At 56.9% G+C, this 23,500-nt stretch carries 19 protein-coding genes and 1 tRNA gene; 4 read left to right on the top strand and 16 right to left on the bottom strand.

Going from position 1 to position 23,500, the window contains the following annotated elements; genetic code table 11:
• Positions 1-54: 54 nt before the first annotated feature.
• Positions 55-1,602 (bottom strand): trimethylamine methyltransferase family protein, encoded by a 1,548-nt coding sequence (locus tag GS632_RS12855; RefSeq protein WP_171722004.1) that lies wholly within the window; start codon positions 1,600-1,602, stop codon positions 55-57.
• Between the two features lie 229 nt (positions 1,603-1,831).
• On the opposite strand from GS632_RS12855, the gene GS632_RS12850 reads away from it, so the two are divergent.
• From GS632_RS12850 to GS632_RS12840, 3 genes are all read left to right on the top strand, one after another.
• Positions 1,832-3,301, top strand: a complete 1,470-nt coding sequence (locus GS632_RS12850; protein WP_171238606.1) for an NAD(P)/FAD-dependent oxidoreductase — start codon at positions 1,832-1,834, stop codon at positions 3,299-3,301.
• On the top strand, positions 3,298-4,299 hold the full coding sequence (locus GS632_RS12845; protein ID WP_171722005.1) for an alpha/beta fold hydrolase: 1,002 nt from the start codon (positions 3,298-3,300) through the stop codon (positions 4,297-4,299). The genes GS632_RS12850 and GS632_RS12845 overlap by 4 nt, the downstream gene beginning before the upstream one ends.
• Positions 4,300-4,354: 55 nt before the next feature.
• Positions 4,355-4,431 (top strand) — tRNA-Met (locus tag GS632_RS12840).
• Here GS632_RS12840 and GS632_RS22365 read toward each other — a convergent pair.
• The 4 genes from GS632_RS22365 to GS632_RS12810 form a co-directional block, all read right to left on the bottom strand.
• Positions 4,388-6,001 carry a recombinase family protein gene (locus tag GS632_RS22365; RefSeq protein ID WP_371810063.1) on the bottom strand — a complete coding sequence of 538 codons (1,614 nt, stop codon included), beginning with the start codon at positions 5,999-6,001 and terminating at the stop codon, positions 4,388-4,390. The genes GS632_RS12840 and GS632_RS22365 overlap by 44 nt on opposite strands.
• Before the next feature lie 274 nt (positions 6,002-6,275).
• Entirely contained in the window at positions 6,276-6,710 is a 435-nt protein-coding gene (locus tag GS632_RS12820; RefSeq protein WP_171621259.1) for a hypothetical protein, read from the bottom strand.
• Positions 6,703-8,856 carry a hypothetical protein gene (locus tag GS632_RS12815; RefSeq protein ID WP_171235695.1) on the bottom strand — a complete coding sequence of 718 codons (2,154 nt, stop codon included), beginning with the start codon at positions 8,854-8,856 and terminating at the stop codon, positions 6,703-6,705. The genes GS632_RS12820 and GS632_RS12815 overlap by 8 nt, the downstream gene beginning before the upstream one ends.
• A 157-nt stretch (positions 8,857-9,013) precedes the next feature.
• Positions 9,014-10,237 carry a MobA/MobL family protein gene (locus tag GS632_RS12810; protein WP_171722036.1) on the bottom strand — a complete coding sequence of 408 codons (1,224 nt, stop codon included), beginning with the start codon at positions 10,235-10,237 and terminating at the stop codon, positions 9,014-9,016.
• 218 nt (positions 10,238-10,455) lie between these two features.
• On the opposite strand from GS632_RS12810, the gene GS632_RS12805 reads away from it, so the two are divergent.
• Positions 10,456-10,683, top strand: a complete 228-nt coding sequence (locus GS632_RS12805) for a hypothetical protein (protein ID WP_170612081.1) — start codon at positions 10,456-10,458, stop codon at positions 10,681-10,683.
• A gap of 103 nt (positions 10,684-10,786) precedes the next feature.
• On the opposite strand, the gene GS632_RS12800 is transcribed toward GS632_RS12805, so the two are convergent.
• From GS632_RS12800 to GS632_RS12750, 11 genes are all read right to left on the bottom strand, one after another.
• Positions 10,787-12,568: a thiamine pyrophosphate-binding protein gene (locus tag GS632_RS12800; protein ID WP_171238604.1), complete on the bottom strand. Its 1,782-nt coding sequence runs from the start codon at positions 12,566-12,568 to the stop codon at positions 10,787-10,789.
• Positions 12,568-13,977 carry an aldehyde dehydrogenase family protein gene (locus GS632_RS12795; protein WP_171238603.1) on the bottom strand — a complete coding sequence of 470 codons (1,410 nt, stop codon included), beginning with the start codon at positions 13,975-13,977 and terminating at the stop codon, positions 12,568-12,570. The genes GS632_RS12800 and GS632_RS12795 overlap by 1 nt, the downstream gene beginning before the upstream one ends.
• Positions 13,958-14,872, bottom strand: a complete 915-nt coding sequence (locus GS632_RS12790; protein ID WP_171722006.1) for a sugar phosphate isomerase/epimerase — start codon at positions 14,870-14,872, stop codon at positions 13,958-13,960. Before GS632_RS12790 ends, GS632_RS12795 begins: the two co-directional genes overlap by 20 nt.
• Before the next feature lie 154 nt (positions 14,873-15,026).
• Positions 15,027-16,217 carry a Gfo/Idh/MocA family protein gene (locus tag GS632_RS12785; RefSeq protein WP_171238602.1) on the bottom strand — a complete coding sequence of 397 codons (1,191 nt, stop codon included), beginning with the start codon at positions 16,215-16,217 and terminating at the stop codon, positions 15,027-15,029.
• Positions 16,210-16,884: a hypothetical protein gene (locus GS632_RS12780; protein WP_170492504.1), complete on the bottom strand. Its 675-nt coding sequence runs from the start codon at positions 16,882-16,884 to the stop codon at positions 16,210-16,212. The genes GS632_RS12785 and GS632_RS12780 overlap by 8 nt, the downstream gene beginning before the upstream one ends.
• Positions 16,874-18,061, bottom strand: a complete 1,188-nt coding sequence (locus GS632_RS12775) for a Gfo/Idh/MocA family protein (RefSeq protein ID WP_253284469.1) — start codon at positions 18,059-18,061, stop codon at positions 16,874-16,876. Before GS632_RS12775 ends, GS632_RS12780 begins: the two co-directional genes overlap by 11 nt.
• On the bottom strand, positions 18,051-18,866 hold the full coding sequence (locus GS632_RS12770) for a citryl-CoA lyase (protein ID WP_171238600.1): 816 nt from the start codon (positions 18,864-18,866) through the stop codon (positions 18,051-18,053). The genes GS632_RS12775 and GS632_RS12770 overlap by 11 nt, the downstream gene beginning before the upstream one ends.
• Positions 18,863-19,735 carry a shikimate dehydrogenase gene (locus GS632_RS12765; RefSeq protein WP_171238599.1) on the bottom strand — a complete coding sequence of 291 codons (873 nt, stop codon included), beginning with the start codon at positions 19,733-19,735 and terminating at the stop codon, positions 18,863-18,865. The genes GS632_RS12770 and GS632_RS12765 overlap by 4 nt, the downstream gene beginning before the upstream one ends.
• 1 nt (position 19,736) lies before the next feature.
• Positions 19,737-21,623 carry a bifunctional sugar phosphate isomerase/epimerase/4-hydroxyphenylpyruvate dioxygenase family protein gene (locus GS632_RS12760; protein ID WP_171722007.1) on the bottom strand — a complete coding sequence of 629 codons (1,887 nt, stop codon included), beginning with the start codon at positions 21,621-21,623 and terminating at the stop codon, positions 19,737-19,739.
• On the bottom strand, positions 21,623-22,918 hold the full coding sequence (locus GS632_RS12755) for a TRAP transporter large permease (RefSeq protein WP_170328647.1): 1,296 nt from the start codon (positions 22,916-22,918) through the stop codon (positions 21,623-21,625). Before GS632_RS12755 ends, GS632_RS12760 begins: the two co-directional genes overlap by 1 nt.
• A complete protein-coding gene (locus GS632_RS12750) occupies positions 22,915-23,490 on the bottom strand; it encodes a TRAP transporter small permease (RefSeq protein ID WP_170460347.1) in 576 nt (191 codons plus the stop codon). The genes GS632_RS12755 and GS632_RS12750 overlap by 4 nt, the downstream gene beginning before the upstream one ends.
• Positions 23,491-23,500 lie beyond the last annotated feature (10 nt).

The raw sequence follows: 23,500 nt of genomic DNA, 5'->3' as shown, positions 1-23,500 counted from the left end.
GAACGAAAAAAGGGCCCACCCGGATTGCGGGCGGGCCAGTACGGGGAGATTGTATCAGTAGGTCTGGTTCAACTCATCCGCCGCCGGGATTTCCCTTTCGCGGCGCGCGATGTAGTCGAGAAGCGCTTCGTTTTTGGCTTCGTCCAGTTTTGGCTCTTGGTACTCGGCCAGCAGTTTTCGCGCGTGCTTCAAGGCGCGTTCCGTGATTTCCACTTCGCCCTCAGCCACCCATTGTTCGATCGAGTTGTTGTCAAAGAGTTCAGGCTTAAAGAACGCCGTCTGGAAATTGTCCTGCGTGTGCGGATGGCCAAGGTAGTGACCACCAGGGCCAACATCCGGAACCGCCGCAAGCGCCTGATCAAAATCGTGCCATTTGGGGCCTTCCGCCATGCGGTAAGCCATTGCGCATTGTTCCGCATCCACCACGAACTTGGCGACCGAACAGTGCATTCCAGCCTCATTCCAGCCTGCCGAATGCCAGATATAGTTGGCTCCGGCATGGATCACGGCGCTGAGTGTTGTTGCGGATTCGTATCCCGCTTGCGCGTCAAACGTTTTGGCGCCGCCCAGCGTGTTCGAAGTGCGCCATGGCACGTCGTAATACCGCGCCATCTGGCCGATCATGAAATTCATCAGGCTGATTTCAGGCGTGCCCGCCATGGGCGCACCGGATTTCATCGACACGGTCGACAGGTAGTGCCCCCAGATCGCAGGTGCGCCCTTGCGGATCACCTGTGTGTAGGCCAGCGCCGACAACGCCTCGGCTGTCAGCTGCGCTACGGTCGCGGGGACCGAAGCGGGTGTGTTCGCGCCACCCAAAACGAAGGGCGAGCACAAAACTGGCTGGTTGCGTCGGCTAAAGGCGCGCATCGCGCCCAGCATGGTTTCATCCCACACCAAAGGGCTGTTGCCGTTGCAGTTGCCGGTGGTGACAGGATGGTCGTCGATAAAGCCTTCGCCGAACAGGATATCGCACATATCCATCACATCCTCGGCGTTCTTAGGCGATGTCGTCATGCCCATGAAAGTCTTGTCCGAGTATTTCATCGAAGAATATGTGATGCGCAGGTGCCGCTGGCTGATCGGGTGATCATAAGGCTCGACAATATGGTGGGCCGAGCTGTGTAGTGCAGGCATCATGTGCGACAGCTTGTGGAACATCGCCAGATCATCCAGCGTCGGATTCCGCCGCACGTCATCCAGATCGCGCAGGAAAGGCGCGCCGGTCATTGGCACAAAGATCGAATGTTTGCCGCCCAGTGCAAGGTTCTTTTGCGGGTCACGCGCATGATAGGTGAACTGCGATGGAATGGTCGAGATCAGCTCGCGTACCATGTTGCGGTCCAGATAGACCAACTCTCCGACAACCTTGGCTCCGGCTGTCTTCCAGTCTTCCAGCGCGATGGGGTCGCGGAATTGAACACCGACATTTTCCAGAATATCCATTGCCGCGTTGTCGATACGTTCGACCTGGCTTCCGTCCATGACTTCGCAAACGGGAATGCCTCGGGTCAAACCCGGCAGCATGGCAAAGTTTGGAGCAGTACGTTGGGCGCGACGGGCAGAGCGTCCACCGGACCGCGCGGCAGTGCGAGTAGTCAAAGGGCAATCCTCCAATTTTCAATCATACTGGCGGATTCGCGGAGCGATCACCTCTCTGATTGCGATATGTGCTTGCAGGAAGCGACACGGGCCACATCGCGGGATTTTCGCGCTTGCACTGCGCAAGTGAACCCTTGGTTACCTTTCGTTAAGTAACCTGCTTCACTGTCAATCAGGTGCATACATCTGCAACACGTACCCGTATGGTTGTTTCAGGAGGGGCGCAGAAATGCACCACAAAACAGAGATGCTCATCATTGGCGCCGGGTTTTCAGGGCTGACCATGGCGCTTGAGGCGCGCAAACGTGGGCTCTCTGATATTGCGATTCTGGAAAAGGCAGATGATATCGGTGGCACGTGGCGCGAAAACACATATCCCGGCGTGGCCTGCGATGTGCCTTCGCATCTTTATTCTATGGCGACCCACCTTAACCCGCATTGGAGCCGCGCCTATGCCGGAGGCGCTGAAATTCAGGCTTACCTGAAGGGTGTCGCGCAGCGCGAGGGATTGTATGACCTCTGCCATTTCGGCCAGGAACTGAAAGCGGCCAAGTGGGACGGCGCGCGCTGGCAAGTGGAAACCATGGACGGGCAAAGCTGGTCGGCGCGGTTTCTGGTCTCGGCCATTGGGGCGTTGCATCACCCCAGCATTCCCGATCTTCCCGGCGCGGACGGTTTTCCTGGGCCATGCTTCCATTCGGCCCAATGGGATCACGACGTTGATCTGACCGGCAAACGAGTGGCCGTTGTGGGCACCGGGGCGTCGGCGGTTCAGTTCGTGCCAGAGATTGCCAAACTTGCCCGCCACGTGACTATCTTTCAGCGCAGTGCGCCTTATGTCATGCCGCGCCCGGACGGCCCAATTGCGCCCTGGGTGCGCAAGCTATATGCCCACCTTCCCTTACTGCCGCGTATCCGGCGCAAACTGATTTTCATGTTTTTCGAGTTCCGACACCGGGTGTTCAGGGGCGAGGAACGGGCTATGAACTTTGCCCTTAAGATGTGGCGTAAATCGCTGGAAGGGGCGATAATCGACCCCGAAGAACGGCGCATTCTGACACCCGACTATCAGATTGGTTGCAAACGTATCCTTAGCTCGAACGACTGGTACCCAACCCTGGCCCGCGACAATGTCAGTGTCGTGCCACAGGGCGTTGCCCGTATCGATAGGGATACGCTCATCACGTCAGACGGCACCAAAGTCCAAGCTGATGCCCTGATCTGGGGCACCGGATTTCATGTGACCAATGTTGTCGAGCGATTGGACATCATAGGTTCCGGTGGCCTGACACTGCGAACGGCCTGGGCTGACGGCATGAATGCAAATCTGGGCACAGCGATTGCGGGCTTTCCAAATTTCTTTATCCTTCTGGGCCCGCATACCGGTCTTGGCCACAACTCGGTCGTGCTGATGATCGAGGCGCAGGTTGGACATATCGGTCGCGTCCTAAGCGAGATGCAGCGCAAAGGGCTTTCCGCGATCACACCTGATGCAACGAAACAAGCGGATTTCACCCAAGAGATGCAGGACCGTCACGCCGACAGTGTCTGGCAGACGGGGGGGTGTACATCCTGGTACATTGATGAAGACGGCAGGAACACGACGTTATGGCCCGGGACTGTTGGTGAATATCAAGCGCGTATGGCACAGTCGGGATTGGAACAATACACTACCGTCGGACAGGAGACAGCTAGATGACACTTATTCTAAGCCTGATTGCAGCCTGTGTCGTCTTTCTTCTGGCCATGGCCGTGTGGACCCGGCGGTTGACCCGTCAGGGGCTGAGCACCGTACCACAAATGGGCCAGATCGTGCCCGTGCAGGGCGGCAGTATCCATTATGTTGAAAAGGGCGATCCTGACGCGCAAACGCTGGTCCTTATCCATGGTCTGGCGGGGCAATTACAGCATTTTACCTACGCCTTGGCCGATCAACTGGCCGAAGAATACCATGTCATTGCGCTGGATCGGCCAGGCTGCGGATATTCTACCCGCGAAACGGCAGAACTGGGGCAATTGCCGCAACAAGCCGCAATGATTGCCGAGTTTCTGGAGATCAAAGGCGTCGATCAAGCGGTTCTGGTCGGGCATTCACTGGGCGGCGCAGTGTCACTGGCGCTGGCACTGGACCACCCCGAACGCGTATCAGGTCTTGCATTGCTGGCGCCTCTGACGCACAGGCTGCCTGAAACGCCGGTGATCTTTAAGCCGCTCGATATCCGATCCGGATGGCTGCGCAGCCTGATTGCAAATACGGTTGCGGTGCCTATGGCCGCGAAAACTGCACCCTACAGCCTGGGCGTAGCGTTTGGCCCTGAAACCGCACCAGATGACTTTCTGGATCGTGCGGGCGGCGCGCTTGGGTTGCGCCCCTCGGCGTTTGTTACGGCCTCGCAAGACGTTGCCGGGCTGGACGCAAGTTGCGACGCGCAGGTGTCCAGATACCCCGAGCTATCCGTGCCGGGCGGTATCTTGTATGGCCGCCAGGACGCGCTCTTGTCGCCTGCCCTTCACGGCCCTCCTATGATCAAATTTGGTCTAAGCTATGAAGAGCTGGACGGGTTGGGACACATGATCCTGATCACCGAGCCGGAAATCTGTGCCGCGTTTATTCGCCGGATGGTGGCGGAAACCAAATCACCGCAGACACCCCTGCAGGAACCAACCGCCGCGCCTGTGAAAGAAATCCCTGGTTAGGTTGATTTCCCTCTTGACCCTCCCCGGCCCCTCGCTTACATCGCCTCTCACTCAAGGCGGAGTAGCTCAGTTGGTTAGAGCAGCGGAATCATAATCCGCGTGTCGGGGGTTCAAGTCCCTCCTCCGCTACCACCAAACCCCCCACCTTTTTGGAACGGTTTGAAACCAAGGCGCTAAGGCGGCCCTTCACCTCGACAGGCACGCCGTCTTCCTCGGTCGGAGACACAACGATCTCCGAAATCAAGCCGCGCACCGCATCACGTGCTTTTGGATTCGGATTGCCGTTATGCGCCTGCATAGAAGAGATCATTTCATCCAGTGCCGTGACATACTTGGAAGCTGTCGCTGGATTGAACTCGAACGCCCGCTCCTTCTCGTCAAAGCTGGCCAACACATCCATGGCAACCGAAGCGCGTTCTTTGGCCTCAGTCAACTTTGCCTCTCCTTCGACTCCTTCAAGAATACCCATCTCGAAAAGTTCGATACGACGCGATAGCAGCTTGTTGGCTTCTGCTACCGTGCGTTCAAGTTTCTTCCTGTCTGGTTTGCCGGCTGCGTTGAGTTCGCGACGTTCTTCATTGTAGGCACGGATGAATTCATTGATGTAGGTTGGCGTCGACAGCTCTTTTCTTAGTTCGGCCAGCAGGGCGCTTTCGATCTTGTCGAGGCGAACCTTCCCATTATTGTTGCATGAGCCACTCTCTTTAGCCGCAGAGCAACGAAGCCGGATAGCACTGCCCTTTCGGTCATGAATAGACATGCCACCACCGCAGCAACCGCACCAAAGCAGGCCCGAGAAAGGACGCAAGGGTTTGCGAGTCGACTTTCCGGAGCGCTTATTTTCGGACTGCTTGGCCAACCGTTTCTGAACCGCATCCCACAGTTCCTCATCGATTAAACGTAGATGCGGAACCTCTGCATACTTCCAGTCTTCGGCCGGCTTTTCGCGGCTGACTCTTTTTCCTGTTGTCGGATCGCGCACCATCTTGACGCGATCCCAGACGAGGATGCCCGCGTAGAGTGAGTTGCGGAGGATTCCATAAGCGCGCTTCTTATTGCCGTTCAGCGTGGAAGCGTTCCACTTTGACCCACGTGGCGGCAACTCACCCTGAGCGTTGAGATCATGAGCAATATCTCGCGGGGAGGCTCCTTTAGAGTAGGCCAAAAAAATTCGGCGTATAACTTTCGCTTCGTGTGCTTCGATCTGAAGCTCACCGGGTTTCCCCGATATGGGTGAGTAGCCATAAGCCTTGCCGCCGGCACTCAAACCCTTGGCAATGTTGCCTGACATTCCGCGATGAACTTTTTCACGGAGGTCCTTAAGGAACATCGTACCATAAAGGCCGCGGAAACCGATTTGAAGCTCGGACTGAACCCCTTCACTGGCAGAGATGATATCGACGCCTGCGAAGCTAAGCTGCTTTTGCACATACTGAAGATCTCCGATATCTCGGCTAATTCGGTCGACGCATTCGACAACCAATGCATCAATTTCGCCAGCTCTCGCTGCTTCGAGAAGATTGGCAAGGCCAACTCGCCCGACCAGGGTCGCGGATGACATGGCCTTGTCTTCAAAAACTTGGACTAATCGGTATTTCTCGCGTCTCAGGTAGCTTCGGCAAAGCTCCACCTGATCTTCAATGGAGCGCTCCGATTGGAGCGTGGTCGAATAGCGGGCGTAGATCGCAGCGCGGCGTTGCATTCTCTCGAGTTCCTCGCGTCTTGTTGTGCTGCCGCCCGGGCCAATTCCCGGACGAGCTCAAGCAAACCAACATCTGGCGTCGGGTTTTGCTTTGCTGCTGGGGACTTGGTGATCTCTTCACAAATCGAAAAATCGGTTTGGATCGTTTTTTGAACTGTCATAGTGCTCGCTTTATGTTTCAACGAGCGTGAGATCGGTCTCTTTTAGAAAATTTAGAAACGCAGTTTAATCCGAACGGTTCGGAGAGCGAGAAACGCTCTCCGAAAGCTGCAGGCTAAGTCTGCGCTTCAGCGATCACTCGGCGTGTTATTCGGTCGGCCCGGCGCAGATTCTGGATGAGTTGAAGACGCCTGCGAAGCGTTACCAGAGGTTCAACCGTACGGTTCAATTCGGCTGCCCGATTTGTCAGCCGCTTGTTGATCCAGGCACCGCCAGGGCAATGCTCGTGTGCAATCACCTCGCTCACCCATCCGGCTTCTATCTCAACCAGAACAGGCTGGAGCAGAGATTCGAGGTCTTCGAGATCGCGATCACCGAACATTTCACCCGCACGGAGGCGTGAGCCAAATCGATAGGCTATGCGCGCGCCACTGGGCTCCAGATTGTCTATCAGCATGTCGAGTGCCTTCGACGCCGAGGGCACCATGTTGAGCGCTTCGAGGATCGCGGCCTCGATCGGCAATAGCTGCTGTGCGATGCTATCATACATAGCGCACCTCCCGCGTATCCGGCCGTCCCTTGCGACGCGTTTCCACCGTGACGGCGCGTATCTTTCGACCCGAGCCTCTGCTGCCGAACCTACGGGAGCGCCGGATATCGCGTTCTGCATGTATTCGTGCGCGAACGCGATGAAGTCGATCCAGCGCTGCGTCGGCGAGTTCACCCAATACGGGCGTTCCATCGGAGTTTCTGTCGAAGCCGCTGTTGTCGACAGATACGGAAACACGTCGAGCCGCATTGAAGCGTGTTGGCGCCCTCAAAGAAGCCTGTTCCCGCTCCTCTTCCGAACGCACATCGACGCAATAAGCCTGCTTACGTGGACACGGGTTCGTCGTGCCGTAGGCCAGAACCGCAAAGCGCTCACCGGCCATTTCCTCGACATCAATAACCAGCGACGGCCGAACTTTGGGATCATCCTCTCCCATCGTTTCATGGGGGAAGCGAAACGCGACGACATCGCCAACTTTCAAACGGGATTTCCAGTTCTCGGAGGGCAGCGCGATTTCAGTTTGAAGTGTCATGAGACATCCTTCATCGAAGTTGAAAAGAGCCGCGTCTTCCACCGTGTTTGGGCTGGTTCCCACTTTCGGCTGCGCGACATCCGGACTGCGCAGTCGAAGGTGGGCAACCTGCCTTTTCCGCTGTTTCGGTTCTCGTCCGTGCGCTGTTGTCTGGTCTGTTGCAGCTTTCCGATTTGTCGCCAGCGTGTTCGAAGTGTTTCCAATGGGTCGGTTGACGGGTGTTTCCGACTGCTGTGCCTCTGTTGGAGGGCCACAGAGTTCTCTGTGTCCAGAATGGTTCCCCTGTAGTGGGCATGGACCTGTCCGGTCCGTAGCAACGGGCAGCTCTGGGAGTGTTCCTGCCTTTTTACGCGCGTAATACTGGGACCTACCCAGGCCATAGTTCGTCCAAGGCTTGTTTCTCGATGCGCTGTTTTGCAGCAGGTACTGATCTCGCGAAGTACTCCCCTGAACAGCACGCCGTGCTCGTTCCCGTTCAGCTTTTCTGCGGTGGCGCTCTTCCGCTGGCATCACCTGACGCATGCTCAACTGACGCGCCATATCCGCTGATACGTCGAGACGCTCCGCAACAGTCGAGCCGCGGTAACAATATCTCTCGCTCTCGCGTGCATTGTCGCAAGCTTGCAGCTTTGACTTCGCAAGAGCCTGCTTGATAATGGCGTTCGTTTCGTTCTGGCATAGCCCAGGCGTTGCCATGTCTGCCGCTCGTTGAATGTGACCTTCGATGCCCTGGGTGTCTGACTGATGGGTCAGGCAGGTGGCATAGAAGTGCAGCCAGGTGTTTCGGTGCCCCACCGGGATCACCCCACCGTGGTAAATCCGGTAAGCCTCGAGATCTTTCAGGATCTGTTCAAATCGCTCAGCTTGGCTCAATCCCCGCGGCATTGTCTGACTACCTGGCTCCCGATCCTGAGGCTGCTTGCGGCGCTCCGTAAACTCGGAACGGGTGGGCCGCCCGACGGAGGCAAAAATCTGATCGGCAAGGACATCAAAATCCTGGCGTTGGCAATTCCCACCAGACACCCGAACGACCCGACCCGATTTCTCGTTTCGAGTGCCGGGAATGCGAAAGACGCGAGCTGGGTCGTTGCAAGCACGATCCGAACCAAACGGAGTAAGCAGGTCCATCAATGCCCGGATTGCCGCCTGCCAGCGGGATAGTGCAGCAGGTGGCATCGAATGGATCAACCAGATTGCGGCCAGTCCTCGTCCCGTTCGCAAAAAGAATGATGGCTCAGAGACACCGCGCATCAGAAGATGGCCCCCAACGGCTGCCTGAACGTCCTCTTCACCCTCAGCGCACCAGCCGGGGTCATTGTGATAATCCAGATCGACATAGAGCGCATTCAGGCTGACCAATCCTGAATTGCAGCGTGTGCCCTTAAACCGGTTCAGCGAGATAAACGATGTCCGATCCAGCAGCGCATGAAGGCACGCTACAATCCCATCCGGAGAGCGTGTGAATTGTTGACTTGCCTCCGCGGAATTCTTGATCAGAACGGCCGGCTTACCCACTGCATCGAAGGGATGGAGGAGTTGAACATACTCCTCAGGCGAAACGGTATGGATGTCATCTGAATGCGGGACAAGGTCGCGCGGATCGGTGTGCTTCATCCGCGGGAATTGGCTCTACGGTTGTAGGCACAGAAAAATCCAAGCAAAGAAAGGCAAGGCCCGGGTGAAGCCCCATGCTCGTCAACCGATCAATGGCACGAGTCCAAACATTGTAGATCGCATCCAGTGTTGCGCCCTGCAAAAGCTGGCATCGGTGTCATCGCGTACGCTGACGCGGCTTGCGCGTTCTTACACGCCGTATGTTGGAGATCCGATCATTCTGCTGGAGCTGAGGTGGGTGATACGCCTCAAGGTCGACATCAGAGGAGAATTCCTCATCGAGGATATCTGATGGATCGGCTTCTATGCCTTCTGTCGCCCATCGCACGGCTTTTTGGTATGCTGTTTCAGATCTGAGACATTCTATTTGCGACGAAGCTTCCAGCGCTGCTTTCACTTCGCGCTCGGATCTCGCCTCCAGCATTCGACGTTTCTCATCGCTGGCCGTTTTCTTGCGGGCAGCCTCTCTCACCCGCGCGATACGCTCCGCTTCGAGGTCGTCTCTCTGACGCTCCAGGGCGCGCAGCTGCAACCACGAGTGCCAGAGTGTTGAATTGTGTTCTTGGACAGCCTGGCGCCGCACTCCGGCAACTGTGTCGTCGCTTCCGCTTTCTTGCATTCTGCGGCGCGACCTGGCAGATCTGCGTGGCCCGACATGATCTTGTCTTGCCAGGCCTTGCGGTGCATCGCCCGTCTTGGCCATTTCGGCATACGAACGAAGATCAACCCGCGCTGGAGAGCCAATCTTGCGCAGGGCCGCGTTGGTCCGCTTTTCCCATTCTCCACGGATACGTTTGATTTCTCCTGGGCCTGAGGTTCTGTCGTCAAGAACACGCGTTTTCTCACCAAAGTCGCCTGTGATCCTATCAACCTTCCGCGTCGTCATCAGGATGTGCGCGTGGAAATTCAGGTTGGTCTTCGATGGATTGAAGAGCCTCCGCTCGTAGTCTTCTCGCGTCAGTTCGAGTTTGCCCGCGCTGTGCCGTTTCTCTTCCTCAGGGCACAAGAAACGCGGCGCGTGAATGTCGGCTTGAACGGCAACGCCGTATTCATCGCGAAGCCAGAGGCAGAAGCTGCGGACAAGCCCAACCTGCTCGAGAAGCGGTAGCTCGCGCGGCAGGGAGGGACGCAGTTCGCGGATGACTCTTGCATTCTTTCGGCGTTCAGATTGCTCGGCCGCGTTCCAGAGCTCCTCGGCGTTTCCTGTCCAGTTGATCAATTCATGCGACAGGAGGCCACCCTTTCTGCCCGGCGAAAACCGTCGTCCAACCCGCGCATCCCGGAAGGTGGTGCGCGCGGTGTAAGCGGCGGATTTGACGGCGGAGCGACCGTCGGCACGAGAATGGAGGATGACTTCGAGTCTGCTGGCGGCGTGTATCATGTAAAGGACATCGGGCCCCAACCCGATCTCCGCACAAAAAAGCCCGCGGCAGGCGCGCAGGCAAACCCCAAGTTTGCGTAACTGCGCGCATTGCCCAACGGGCATGCGGACGGCCGCTCACACGGCGGCCTGGCGAAGCTATGTTTTCACGCAAGGGGAGCGAAGTCAGGATCCAGGCCGCATTTCCTGTTCGACCAACTCAATCAATGGAGAACGATATGGCGGACCTGGATCAACAAATCGAACATGCGCGCGCGAGACTCAGGGACCTTCAGGCCAGGGCGGGCAAACAACGACGACGTAATGAAACGCGCAAAAAGATTATCTATGGCGCTGCTGTTTTGAAGCTTCTCGAGGAAATTGAGAGAGACAAAGCTGATCGGTTGCTCAAGCTTCTGCACGAACGTATCTCACGCGACTCAGATCGAGAGCTGTTAGGGCTGTAAACCCAGTTAGATCTTCTTGCGGCACCGAAGGCTCTCAGAAGGGTTGGCTGACTTGGGCCTATTGAAAGTAAAAGACTGGCGCGGCTTACCGCGCTCAGTATCGTCAGGTCGCGACGTGAGAAACATCCTTGTCCGGCGAATAAATGTCCAGGATGTTCCAATGACCGGTAGTTGGTGTCGGGTTGTTGATCATTGGCACATCCAGCACGGTTGGCTTGCCACTGGCGATTGCCACTTCCAATGCGGGCAACAGTTCGTCGGCAGCGCTGAGTCTGTGCCCTTCCGCGCCGTAGGCTCGCGCTATGTCGGCATAGCCCGGTCCGTTTGCGGGTGCGGCAGCTGATCCGGGGAACGTGGTTCCATAGGTCAATCCGTAATGCGCCTTTTGAAGGCCCGCGATAGTGCCGAAGGCGTTGTTGTTCATAACCAGCCAGATGATGCCCAGATCAAGCTCGACCGCGGTTGCCAGCATCGACGGATTCTGACCGAACCCCCCATCGCCAACAAGACTTATCACCACACGGTCAGGGGTTGCCAGTTTTGCGCCGATCGCTCCCGGAGGGCCAAAGCCCATCGTCGCGAACCCACCCGGAGTCAGGATCGAACCAGGTGTCAGGATATCGAACTGTTGCCCAACACCGTTCTTGTTCCAGCCAACGTCCGTGGTGATGATGGCATCCTCAGGCAGTGCCTTGCGGGTATCTGCCAGAATACGCTCGGGCATCATCGGAAAGGCCGATGAGGTCGCCATTTCCTCGTTGCGCGCTTTGAAGTCCGTCCGGAAGCCAGCGATCTTCTGCTCCAGCGTGGGGCGCTTGAAGCCGTCCGGATACATCTCGCGGGCGACCCGGTTGAGGACGCGCAATGCGGCCTTGGCGTCAGCAACGGCTCCGATCTCAGTGGGATAGTTCCGACCGATCTCCTGCGGCTCAATGTCGATATGAATGACCTTCGATCCGGGAATATTGAACGTGTAGCCAGGGTACCAACTTGAACAATCAGCCTCTTTGAACCGAGTGCCCACGGCAAAGATGTAGTCCGCATTCAAGCAGGACTGGTTGACCAACTCGGTGCCCCAAAACCCGGTCATTCCCAGCACAAGCGGGTGGTCGTCTCGCAACGCGCCTTTACCCATCAGGGAATGCGCGACGGGCAGGCCCATATGCTCAACAAATTCTCGCAACTCCTCGCTGGCCTGTGCCAGAAGAATACCGCCTCCGACATAAGCGACTGGGCTTTCGGCTTTAGCCAACGCTTCGACAATCTCGCCCGCTGTCTCGTCGTCAATCGACGGTTTCTTGAGAGCGCGCGTGTTGTCGCGAATACGGTCGAAACTGTCCGAGGGGATCACCTCTGAAAAGATGTCCATGGGAACATTGACCAGTACCGGCCCGGGCTGGCCGCTTTCAGCCAGATGGAACGCCTTTTCAAGAATCTCGGCCATTAAATCTGCACGGTCGACCCGCCAAGCGCGTTTTACGAAGGGTCGATAGATCTCCCACTGGGCGGCGTCGGCATGGAGGTTCACTTCCTGATGTGGATGTTTGCCGTAGTAGTGCGTAGGAATATCGCCCGCGATCACGACCATCGGGATACAGTCCAGTGCGGCGTTGGCGACCCCGGTGGCGCAATTGGTCAGACCCGGGGAGAGATGGGACAACACCACCGAGGCCTTGCCCGTCACGCGGGCATAAGCGTCCGCCGCGTGGCTGGCTATTTGTTCGTGCCGTACGGTGACGAAATCGATGGGGCTTTCCGCCAGCGCGGCCAGAACCGCTATATTCGTGTGACCGCATAGACCGAACACATGTTTGACCTCACGACGCTCAAGGAAATCGACGATGTGCTCAGCAACGGTTTTGCCTTCTAATTTAGCTCCGTCCATCACGCGACCTCCTGTCCGTAGAACTCACCGAACAAGTCCGGCTCCGAGGGGCGATCCTCGGGGATGGGACGGCTGACCCAGGTGTAGTTCATCATGTGTTTCATGGTGACGTTTTCATTGGTGATGTTGCCGCCCCAGATGCCGCAGCCCAGGCTGCTGGTCATAGGCATGCCGTTGGTCCAGGCACCTGCGTTGGCCTTCGATTGTGGCTGTCGCACCATCATGCGGCTAACCGGGGCCAAGCGCGCTAACCGATCGATGTGATCGTCGTTGTGGCTGTAGATGCCGCAGGAGTGACCTTTGCCCCCGGTGTTGTAGATCTGGCTGACCGTTTCCAGCGCGTCATCGAACGTGTCGAAGTGATAAAGCGCCATCAGAGTGGTCAGTTTTTCCTTGGAGAACTTGTGCTGCGGGCCGATTTGCCCCTGATTTTCAACCATCAGAAACTTGCGATCTTCGGGGATGCTAAAACCGGCGACCTTGGCCGTTTGCTGCGGCGGACAAGCGATGGTCGGAAACGTACGGTTGCCCTTTTCGTCCCACATGGCCGCTTCGAGCATGGCCTTCTCTTCATCCGAACACAGGTAGCCGCCCTCGGCTTGAAGTGCCTTGACCATATCATCGTAAACTGAGCGCTGGATGATGATGTTGCCATCGGCTGAGCAACCGGACCCAAAATCAGAGGTCTTTGAAATACGCGTATTGTGCGCGGCGATGTCCAGATCGGCGGTTTCATCGATGACGATGGACGAATTGCCCGCGCCGACGCCATAGGCCGGGCGCCCAGAACTGTACGCCGCTTTGACCATGGGTTTGCCACCCGTCGCCAAAGTCAGGTCGCAGATCTCCATCAGATGTTGCGTCAATGGGATCGACGGTTTGCGAATGGATTGGAACAAGTCCTCGGGGGCACCGGCAGCACGACAAGCTGCTCGCATAACCTCGACCATTTCGAAGGTGGTATGGGCGGTTCGCGGGTGCGGGCTGAAGATGACCGCATTCCGGGCGTTTGCGGCGGACACGCCGGTCACCGGTGGCGTCATCGCCGGGTTGGTCATCGGGATCAGGGAGGCGATCACACCGGCAGGTTTGGCATATTTCACGAGCCCCTTTTCTTCGTCGACTTCGACGATCCCCGTCGAGGGCGTACGCAAGACGTCTCGCAGCACCATGTGAATCTTGAATCGCTTCGCAGGGCGCCCTGCGCGATCTCCGATGCCGCTCTCGTCCACGCCTTGTTGAGCCAAACGCGTGAAGGTTTTCTCATTACCCGCATACCACGCAATGGCCTGAGAAAGGCGGTCCAACCTGTCCTGATCCCAATCCTCGATCTCGGCCATGGCAGCGCGAGCGCGTGCCAGCATATCGGCGGCCATGTTGCGGTCGTTTTCAGTGAGTTCTTTGCCCATGATGATCCTCTTGGTGTTTTAGAATTGCAGCATCGGGCACACGACGCTGTGACCGCGCCTCGCCAAATGTTCGCTTGGCGTGGCTGAGACAGCGACGCGCGTGTTCTTCATATCCCAACTCGGCAACGCGGCTTTGGTTGGGCAGTTCGATGGAATAGTCGACGGGCGGCATCCGTTCGATGATGCCGGTGAAGTCAATCCAGCCTTCGCCGGGATAGAGCCGCGCATCGCGCGCCAGCTGGATCATGCCCTCGCGCGTATCGGCGATGCCGGGCAGGCAATCAGAGATATGCAGGAAGTGAAACAGGTCCGAGGGGACGTGTAGCAACTCTCCCAAATCCACGCGGCTGAGATGCAGATAAAGCGTGTCAACCAGAATACCGCCATTCGGCTGATCGGAGGCGCGGACAATGTCAAGCGCCTCATCCAGAGTACGAAGGCGGGAAAAGCTTGGGAACTCCAGGTCCACTGTTAGCCCGTAGGGTGCCGCCAGTTCGCAGGTTTCCGAATAGACGTCGATCAGGAAGTCACGATCATCGCGGGTATTGGTCCACGCGCTCATGATCATGCGCTTGGCACCCAATTCCCCACCGATCTCAAGAGAAGGCTCAAAACTGCGCGGATCGACATCTTCTGTGATGCGCGCAAGTTCGACATCGAGGACTTTCAAGCCAGTGGTAGAGAGAGCAGTTTTGGTGGCATGCACCTGTGCCTTGTCGATTGGAGATTGAGTGAATTCACCGGGCACATGCATCGGAATGAAGCGGGGGCTGACGGCATCGTAACCGGCCCGCGCTGCGATATAGACCAACTCGGGCGGCGTACAGCCAATCAGCGTCAGATGCGCCAAGGAATAGAGAGAGGGGCTTGCGCCAGCCTCTTCGGGTTTCACCATGAACGGCAGCTCCACGTGTCTGCGAATCTCAAATTCATCACACGTAGTAAAAAATATCTGATATTTTTTAAAATATCAACTTTTAATACTGAGCAGGAAATGAAAGCGCCCGGGCAACTGCCCGGGCGTGTTTTTCATTCTTGTTGGCAGAGCCTTAGAGAGTGACCCAGTCACCTCCGGACTGGTGAGAGCGCACGGAGGCTTCAATAAACCGGACGCCATCTGCACCTTGTTCGACACTGGGATAAGTAAGCCAATCATCCGGAACGGTAACGCCATCCCGACGCGCGGCTACGGCCATAGCAAATTCCGTATAGAGGTTGGCCCAGGCTTCGATAATCCCTTCTGGGAAGCCGCGCGCGGTCCGGATTAGACGTTCTGCGCCGGGGCCGATGCCATGCCCGTGACCTCGGCTGATGATACGATCCGGCTCACCGAACCGATTGAACTTCAGCTGTTCCGAATTCTCCAGGTCCCACTCGAGACCTCCTTCGTTCCCGAATATGCGCAACCGCAACCCTCCCCGATTCCCGGGGGCAAGGCGTGTCGCCATCAGGGTTCCCGGAACCTCGTTTTGATAGCGGGTGAACATGAATGCTGTGTCTTCCAAAGGCTTTGGCGCGCCGCAGACATGGAACTCGGCCCTCAGGTCGGTCAAGGGCAGGCCCGAGACAAAACTGGCGAGATGCGCGGCATGGGTGCCGATATCGCCGACACAGCTGGTCGGACCAGAAATCTTTGGGTCCAGCCGCCATTTGACGTGGGGCGCATCAGCCACATCATCGGGCGTCATCCAGTCTTGCATGAACTCGACGTGGATTTGGTTGATTTTACCGATACCGCCTTCCGCCACTATTTGTTTGGCCTGACGGATTACTGGAAAACATGACATCGCATAGCCGACAGCAAAGATGTGTCCCGTGCGCGCGGTAATCTCCTCAATCCCTTCGGCCTCCGCGACTTCGTTGGTCAGGGGCTTATCGCACAGCACGTCAATGCCCGCCTCCAGAAAGGCTTTGGCCGCTTCGAAATGAACGTGGTTCGGGGTGGTGATCATGACGGCATCTACGCCATCCGGGCGTGCCGCCTCGGCCTTTGCCATCTCGTCGAAGGACGCATAGCACCGGTCGGCCGGCAGGAACCACTCGGCCCCGCGCGCCTTGCTTCGCATGGCGTCAGAACTAAGCGCGCCTGCGGTGACCTCCCACCGGTCGGTCATCCGCGCGGCCGTTGCCTGCGTGACAGAGATCCGTCCGCCGCCAATAACGCCCAGCCGCAAACGGCGAGACAATCGGGGGAAAGGTCCGTCAAAGTTCAGGTCTTCGGGTAAAAGTCTCTCAGCCATTCTGCATCTCCATTTCCGGGACCCGTACGCCTTCCGGCAGCATTTCCACCGCCATGAAAATGCTGGGGGTAATCGTCTCGTACTGATGCCAGGGATAGTTGCCTTCAGCGTCATACATCGGTTTGTGCGTCGTGCCGGGGGCCATGAATTCTTCGAGGTAAAGGGTTTCAACATCCCGCTCACGGCATTGCTGCATTTTGCCAAAGCCTACGATTTGCGTATGCACTTCGCGAAACCCCGGTACCGGGCAGAACGGATGATCCTTGTGCAATCCGACATTCAATGGGACAGAACCGGAATGGTACATGGTCAGTCCAACGTTACCCACGAAAACCTTTGGCGACATGTAGTGGCTGACACCGCGCAAACGCTCCTCTTGGCGAACATCAAAAGCAGATGGCCATGTATCTTTCACCCATGCGAACAACTCGTTGTCATCGGCATGGGCGTCGAAATCATGGACAATGACTGCACGTTCAACGCCGCTAAGCGTGCTGTCTTGCACGATCACAGAGGAAAGCGGTGCAATGGTCTGATCCTCGACAGAGAGATTTCGCCCCCCAAGGTTAAGGACGATGGCGCGACCCTCGATAGAAATTCTGCGCTCGTCAGTTATGTGCTGGATGCGAAAGAATGGCTGAGCAAAGTCGAGTGTCTCAATCGGCATGAACCATTTCCTTCCTCTCATCGTTAAGGAAATCGACCGGCAAAGGCTCTGGAGCCGCGCAACGGCTTTCTATCGTCTGATAGGCGCCAAATTTCGGCGCCCGTTCGATCGCGTCCATGACCTCGAAAACGTGGTAGGCGAGCGCTCCACTTGCACGGGGTTGGCGGCCTTCTTGCGCCGCCAGGGCCAGATCCAAAAGGCCGAGCCCGCGGCTGTCTTCATTGAATCCATGTTTGTTTTCGACCACTTGCCAGTCCTCGCGACCTGTTGGACGGGGCTGATGAGACCAGCGCGAGGTGTCCCGTGTCTTCAACCAGACATCCCCCTGAAAGATATTGGCACCATGAACCGGGTCAGGGTCAGGGATGCTGATGGTGCCGTTTTCACCGTAGATCTCGAACCGCGGAGTTTCGCTGTCCCAGACGTCAAAGCTCATGGTCATCGACCCTATAGCTCCGGAAGAGAACTGCAGCAGGCTTAGGGAGTGCGTGTCGACCTCGACGTCCATCCATTCGCCGTTGCGAGGGCCGTTTTCGATCATCCTTTTGTCGAAAGTGCATCGCGCCATTCCGGCGACCCGGTCAACGGGACCAAGGCAGCAAATCATTGCGGTCAGGTAGTATGGCCCAAGGTCCAGCAAGGGCCCGCCACCGGCCTGGTAGTAGAAATCCGGGTTGGGATGGTGGCGCTCCGTCCCGTGGGTCCCGACATGGGCAAAAACCCCTGTCGGTTTGCCAATGGCACCCTCGTCGATCAAGCGCCGAACGGTCTGCCAGCGACCGCCCAGAAATGTGTCGGGTGCGCAACCGACCAGTAACCCATTTTCAGAGGCCATGTGCAGGATCGCTTTACCATCCGTTCGATTCATAACCAGCGGCTTCTCGGAATAGACGTGCTTGCCCGCCTCCAACGCGCGCAGGCTGATTTCGGCATGCGCCGCCGGAATTGTCAGATTCAGAACGCAGTCAATCGTCGGAACGTCAAACACTTCATCTGGCGTGCAGGCCTTGGCGATGCCGTATTGATCCGCCTTGGCGCGGCTTTCCGAAGGATCAAGGCTTGCGCAAGCTACGACCTCAACGTTTGAGAATTTGGATAGTGTTTTTAGATAAATATCACTGATACGACCACAGCCGATAAGGCCGACCCGGAAGGATTTCGATGTCTCACGTGTCATCATTCCTGTCTTCGTAGAGGGGTAAATAATTCGGAGGCATCGGCCCTTTGTTCCGACCGCCCTGCCCCATTTGCTCCCAAGCGTGGGCGAGTACTCCGACCGAGCGGGACAGGCAGAACAGCCCTCGTGACAAGGGCGCAGGAAAGCCAAGTTCGCAGAAGATCACAGCCGTCGCTCCGTCAATATTCATGGCAATTGGCCGACCGCCTCGTTGACGACCGAGTTCGGCTTGAACCTCTTCTCCGATATCGGCAAACCGGCCAGAAACTGTGCCTTCTGCCGCCGCATCACGAACAAGTTGCATCAATCGTGGTGCGCGTGGGTCGACAGGCTTGTGAAACCTGTGACCAAAGCCCGATACGATCTTGCCGTAGGTCTCGCGCCAACTGTCCAAGCCATCCCGAACAGCGTCATTCAGCGAACCTCCCGCATTCATGCGGGCGGCGATATCATAATACAGCTCAGCACATTGCTCTCCTGCACCTCCATGCACGTCGCCCAGCATGTTCACCGCAGTCGCCATTGCATTATTGAGACCTACCCCGCAGGTGGCAGCCATACGCGCAGCCGCGATCGAGGGGGCCTGCGGACCGTGATCCACGCCTGCGACCAAAGCAGCCTCGAACAGGCGCGCCTGTGCGTCGCTCGGCAGATCGCCCCGCACCATCAGCCAGATCATCTGCGGGAAAGATACGTTCCCGATCAGGTCCTCTATGGCGTTGCCACGAAAAGCGATCTGACCGGGCTTCATGTCGATGATGGAGGTACGCCACCATTGGCGGATAGCTTGCTCGTCGTTTGTCATACCGTTGCACCTCTAAACTCGCGCATGCGCTGCTGACGAAGTGAATCGAAAACGCTTTGAAGACGACTGATTGAGGCGGTGCAGCCGGTGAAGATTTCAAAAGACGCTGCAGCCTGATGAACTGCCATTCCAGCACCATTCATCACTTTTAACCCAGTTGTGCGGGCGCTTCTCAGAAGGTGTGTCTCGAGCGGGAAATATACTATATCTGCCACCCAAGCATCCGGCCGCAACAATGATGGATCAATCACCGACCCGGGGTACTTATCCATCCCGAGCGGTGTTGCATTGACCACTCCGTCCACAAATTTGACCCGTTCCAACGAAATCGAGGGGGAACCCTGAAGCTTTGCAAAAGGGCGCAAGACCTTTAGTCGACTGACCAGCGCCTGCGCTCGGTGGAAGTCAGGATCGATGATCTCCAGGTTTCGAACACCTGAATCAAGCAAAGCCAAAGAGACTGCACTGCCCGCGCCTCCAGCACCAAACATGAGAACCGTTTCAGTCTTCGATGATCCCAAAAAATCTCCGAAGGCACTGTGGAAACCTATGTAGTCGGTGTTGTGGCCAACCATTCGGTCGTCACAAAAAACCACCGCGTTTACAGCTTGAAGCTCCTCAGCGGTTTTGGAAAGCTCATCGAGATGATCAATGACTGATGCTTTGTAGGGGTGTGTTACGTTGACCGCCGCACAGCCTAATTCAACTGAATAATGCAATAAATCAGCGACCGACATTCCACGAAATGGCTCTTTTGCCGTGTCGATCCTACCGTAGCTCAGATCGATACCCTGCGCCCGGCCCTCCGCCTCGTGCATCTCAGGCGTCATGGAGCCAGAAATCCCTTGTCCGATTAGTGCGGCCTTCATATTAGGTTGTTCCTTCCGCCACGTGGTGTCGCGTTTGCGCCGCTAATCGAAACGCAGCGTTACGCGCGCCATAGCCGGCGTAACCAGTTCGGCGCTCAACAATTTCAAAGAAAAAGCCGTTAAAGATGGGGCGACTGTAGATCTGAAAATACTCGGCACCCGCCGCCTGGTCGTAGAGTATGTTATCCCTGCGCATTTGGGCGATCAGGTCTTCACTTAACCCGAATGTCGCTTGCAGATCAGCGTAGTAGTTTTCTGGGATGGACAGACTGGGAAAGCCGGACTTCCGCAATTGGGCCGAGGTTTCAAATATGTCGTCCGACTGGAAGGCGATGTGCTGAACACCGGCGCCAAAACCGTCTTCAAGGAATGAAGCCGCCAGTGTTCGACGCCCAACTGCTCCATTCAGGTTTAATCGCACTTCGCCCTCGGGGCTTTCGATGGCTTGGCTTTGCACAACACCCGACGGGTCGGCAACGTTCACGATCGGGGATTTTGCCATCTCAAAAGTCGAAATGTAATAGAGCAGCCAGCTTTGCATCTCATCGTTACGCATCGTCTGTGCCAGATGGTCGATGCGGCGCAGACCGGCGGGCTGGATCGCTTTGGTCTTGGCGACTGGCTCGAACTCGATGTCCCAAACCCGATGCAGATCGGATTTCTCATCTATGAAATGGACAACATTGCCACCAACACCTCGGATGGCCGGGATGTCCAGTTCCCCGGTCCCTACCGGCTGTGAGAAATTCGGCGCGCCCAACGCGGTCGCTCGCTGAACCGTCTGATCCGCATCTTTGACACGCAACCCCATATCACAAACGGAGGGGCCGTGACCCAGAAACGCCGAATGGGCAAATCCTTCCTTTTCGGTATTCACGACGATGTTTATCGCGCCCTGCCGCCATAGCTCGACGGACTTGCTTACGTGTTTTCGCTCCATTCGAAAACACATTGCTGACAGCATATCTGCCAGCTGCGCACCGCTTGTTTCGTCGGCTGTAAATTCGACGAACTCGAAGCCTGACGCATAGACGCGTTCCGGCAGGTCCGGGGTGCCGAAATCGGTTCCCGGCTCGGTCCGTGATACCTCATCCAAGAGGTTCACCAGCGACCTGTAGCTGTCTCGGGCCAGTGTTCGGCCACCGGGTTGAGGAGCTGCTTCGTTGACGCGCGCAATGGACCAAGGCCCCTTGTACCCGGCGCGGGACAACACGCGTACAAAGCCCGCAAGGTTCAGCGACCCAAGCCCCGGCAGAAGCCCAAAGTGCCGCTTGAGCCGACGTATATCCATCTCGAACCGGGGTGCATCGGACAGTTGTACATGGAACAGCCGCTCGCCGGGAATGTCCCGAAGGCGGGCTGGTTTGGACCCGTCGGCAAGCGAGAAGAAGGAGTTCAAGGCTAACCCGAAATGAGGGCTGTCAATCGCTTCAACGACGCCTAACGCCTGCTCATCCGAGTGAATAAGATCCGACCAAGGCAAGCCCATGTAGGCCAGACGCATCCCCATCTCTTTCGCGATCTCGGTCGCCTCGCCAAGATCTGCGATTACCTGTTCTTCGGTCGCGGCGACATCGACCTCGAAGGCAGACCCGATAAGCAGCAATTCCGTTCCCAACTCGCTCATCAGGTCGAGTTTGCGTTTCAGTCGATCAAAGGCGCGCTCCCGTCCGGCATCGGGCTGGCCTTCAAGGTTATGGAAGGGTTGTAGCAGGCAAATCTTCAGGCCGAGGTCCGATGCAATCTCGCGGACTTGTGACGGCGGTCCGTCAAAAGCGGTCAAATCCGGTTCGTGTAATTCGACACCCCCGAATCCCGCGTCAGCGATGGCGCTCAGTTTTTCGGCCAGATCACCGGGGATCGACGTTGTCGAAACCGACAGGCACATTATCCCTGATATCCAAACATACGCGGCAACCACAGGACCAGATCCGGCATCAGCATCATTATCACCAAGGCGAAGATGAGAACCGCGAGGAAGGCCCAGATTTCGGAGATGATTTCGCGCAGCGGAATGTCCGTCACGGCGTTGATCACAAAGAGTAGAATGCCATAGGGCGGCGTGATCAAACCGATCATTGAGTTCACGACGACCAGCACTCCGAAATGCACCAGATCAATCCCGAGCGCTTCGCAGGTTGGAATGAACAGGGGCACGATCACCAGGATGATCGTTGTTGCGTCTAACACGCATCCCAGCGCGAGGATCAGCAGGTTTACGAGGATCAGGAACACAATCGGGCTGACATCAGAACCCTCCAGCAGCGCCGAGATAGACTGCGGTATTTGCTCCTGAATAACGATGAAGTTCAGAATGAACGCGCCCCCAATGACCACCCCGACGGCTGCGGAAGAGCGCGCGCTGTCGACGAACACTTGATAAAGGCCACGGAAGGTCAGCGCGCGGTAGAACAACGCTGCCAGAAGCAGGGCGTAGAATGCAGCCACTGCTGCGGCCTCGGTTGGAGTGGTGACGCCGCCATATATGCCGTATAGCAGGATTGCGGGCATCAGCAGTGCCGGAAACGCGTTTGCGGTTTTAGCCGGCAATTCGCGCAGTGGAACAGGTTCTTCCAATGCAAAGTTCCGCTTTCCGGCCAGATAATAGTTCATCGCCATGAGGACGACGCCCATGATCAGGCCCGGAAGAATACCGGCCAGGAACAGCGACCCGATAGAGGCCTTGGAAACGAGCGCGTACAAAACCATCGGGATCGAGGGCGGAATGATCGGGCCAATCGTCGCCGACGCCGCCGTGATCGCGGCTGCGTAACCTCGGCTGTAGCGGCCATCTTTAGTCATCATTTCAATGATAATCTTGCCGATCCCCGCGGCATCCGCGACGGCCGAGCCGGACATACCCGAAAAGATCAGAGACGCTACCACGTTGACGTGCCCGAGACCGCCCTTGAACCGACCAACAGCGGCGACGCAGAAGTTCAGCAGACGGTCCGTGATCGAGCCCGCGTTCATGATATTGGCGGCGACGATGAACAAAGGCACGGCAAGCAGGATCGTGCTTTTGTAGAAGCCCTGCAGGATCTTCTCGCCTGCGAGTGCTACGTCCAGTCCGGCTGTGCCCAGATACACCAATGAGGCCAAGAGGATGGAATAGCCGATAGGTGTCCCGATGCCTGCCAGAAGAAAGAGAGCGAGCAGGCAGGAAAGAAGTTCAAAACTCATTTCTTAACTTCCTCGTCCTCTTCGACGTCGACACGGGGATGGTCGTCAACCACGTTGTACCCAACAACCAGTTCCAACTCTGTCTTTGGGGGGCCATTGCGCATGACGTCGAAGAATAGCCACGCGTAGCGCGCTGCGACGACCAGCATGAATACCGCGTAAATCGAGAATACTGTGCGCAAAGGTATCTTCTCGCCGGAAAACGGATTGCGGACAGTCGATGTCTTGCGGATTTTCATCCAATCGATGTAGTCCCACGTCGGAAGGAAGCTGTAGAGCATACCGACCACGATCGCTGCGGCCGCCAGCATCGCAAAGACCTGCCGCACGCGCATCGGCACGGAAAGGTAGATGATGTCGAACTTCACGTGATCCCGTTCGCGCACTATGAAAGCGCAACTGAAGAAGATCACCCAAACCCACAGAATGCCGATGAGTTCAAGCGTCCATCCGGCGGGGGTAAAGAAGTAGCGCAAGAGTATTTGCAATAGGAAAATCAGGAAGATTGCCGCCAGCATCCCGCCGGCAATCGCTTCGGTCAGTCGGGAGAACCCCTTTATGAAGGCTTTCATTATGGTTCTC

This window comes from Ruegeria sp. HKCCD7296, assembly GCF_013110775.1.
Taxonomy (GTDB): domain Bacteria; phylum Pseudomonadota; class Alphaproteobacteria; order Rhodobacterales; family Rhodobacteraceae; genus Ruegeria.
This window is presented reverse-complemented; position numbering and strand designations above follow the sequence as displayed.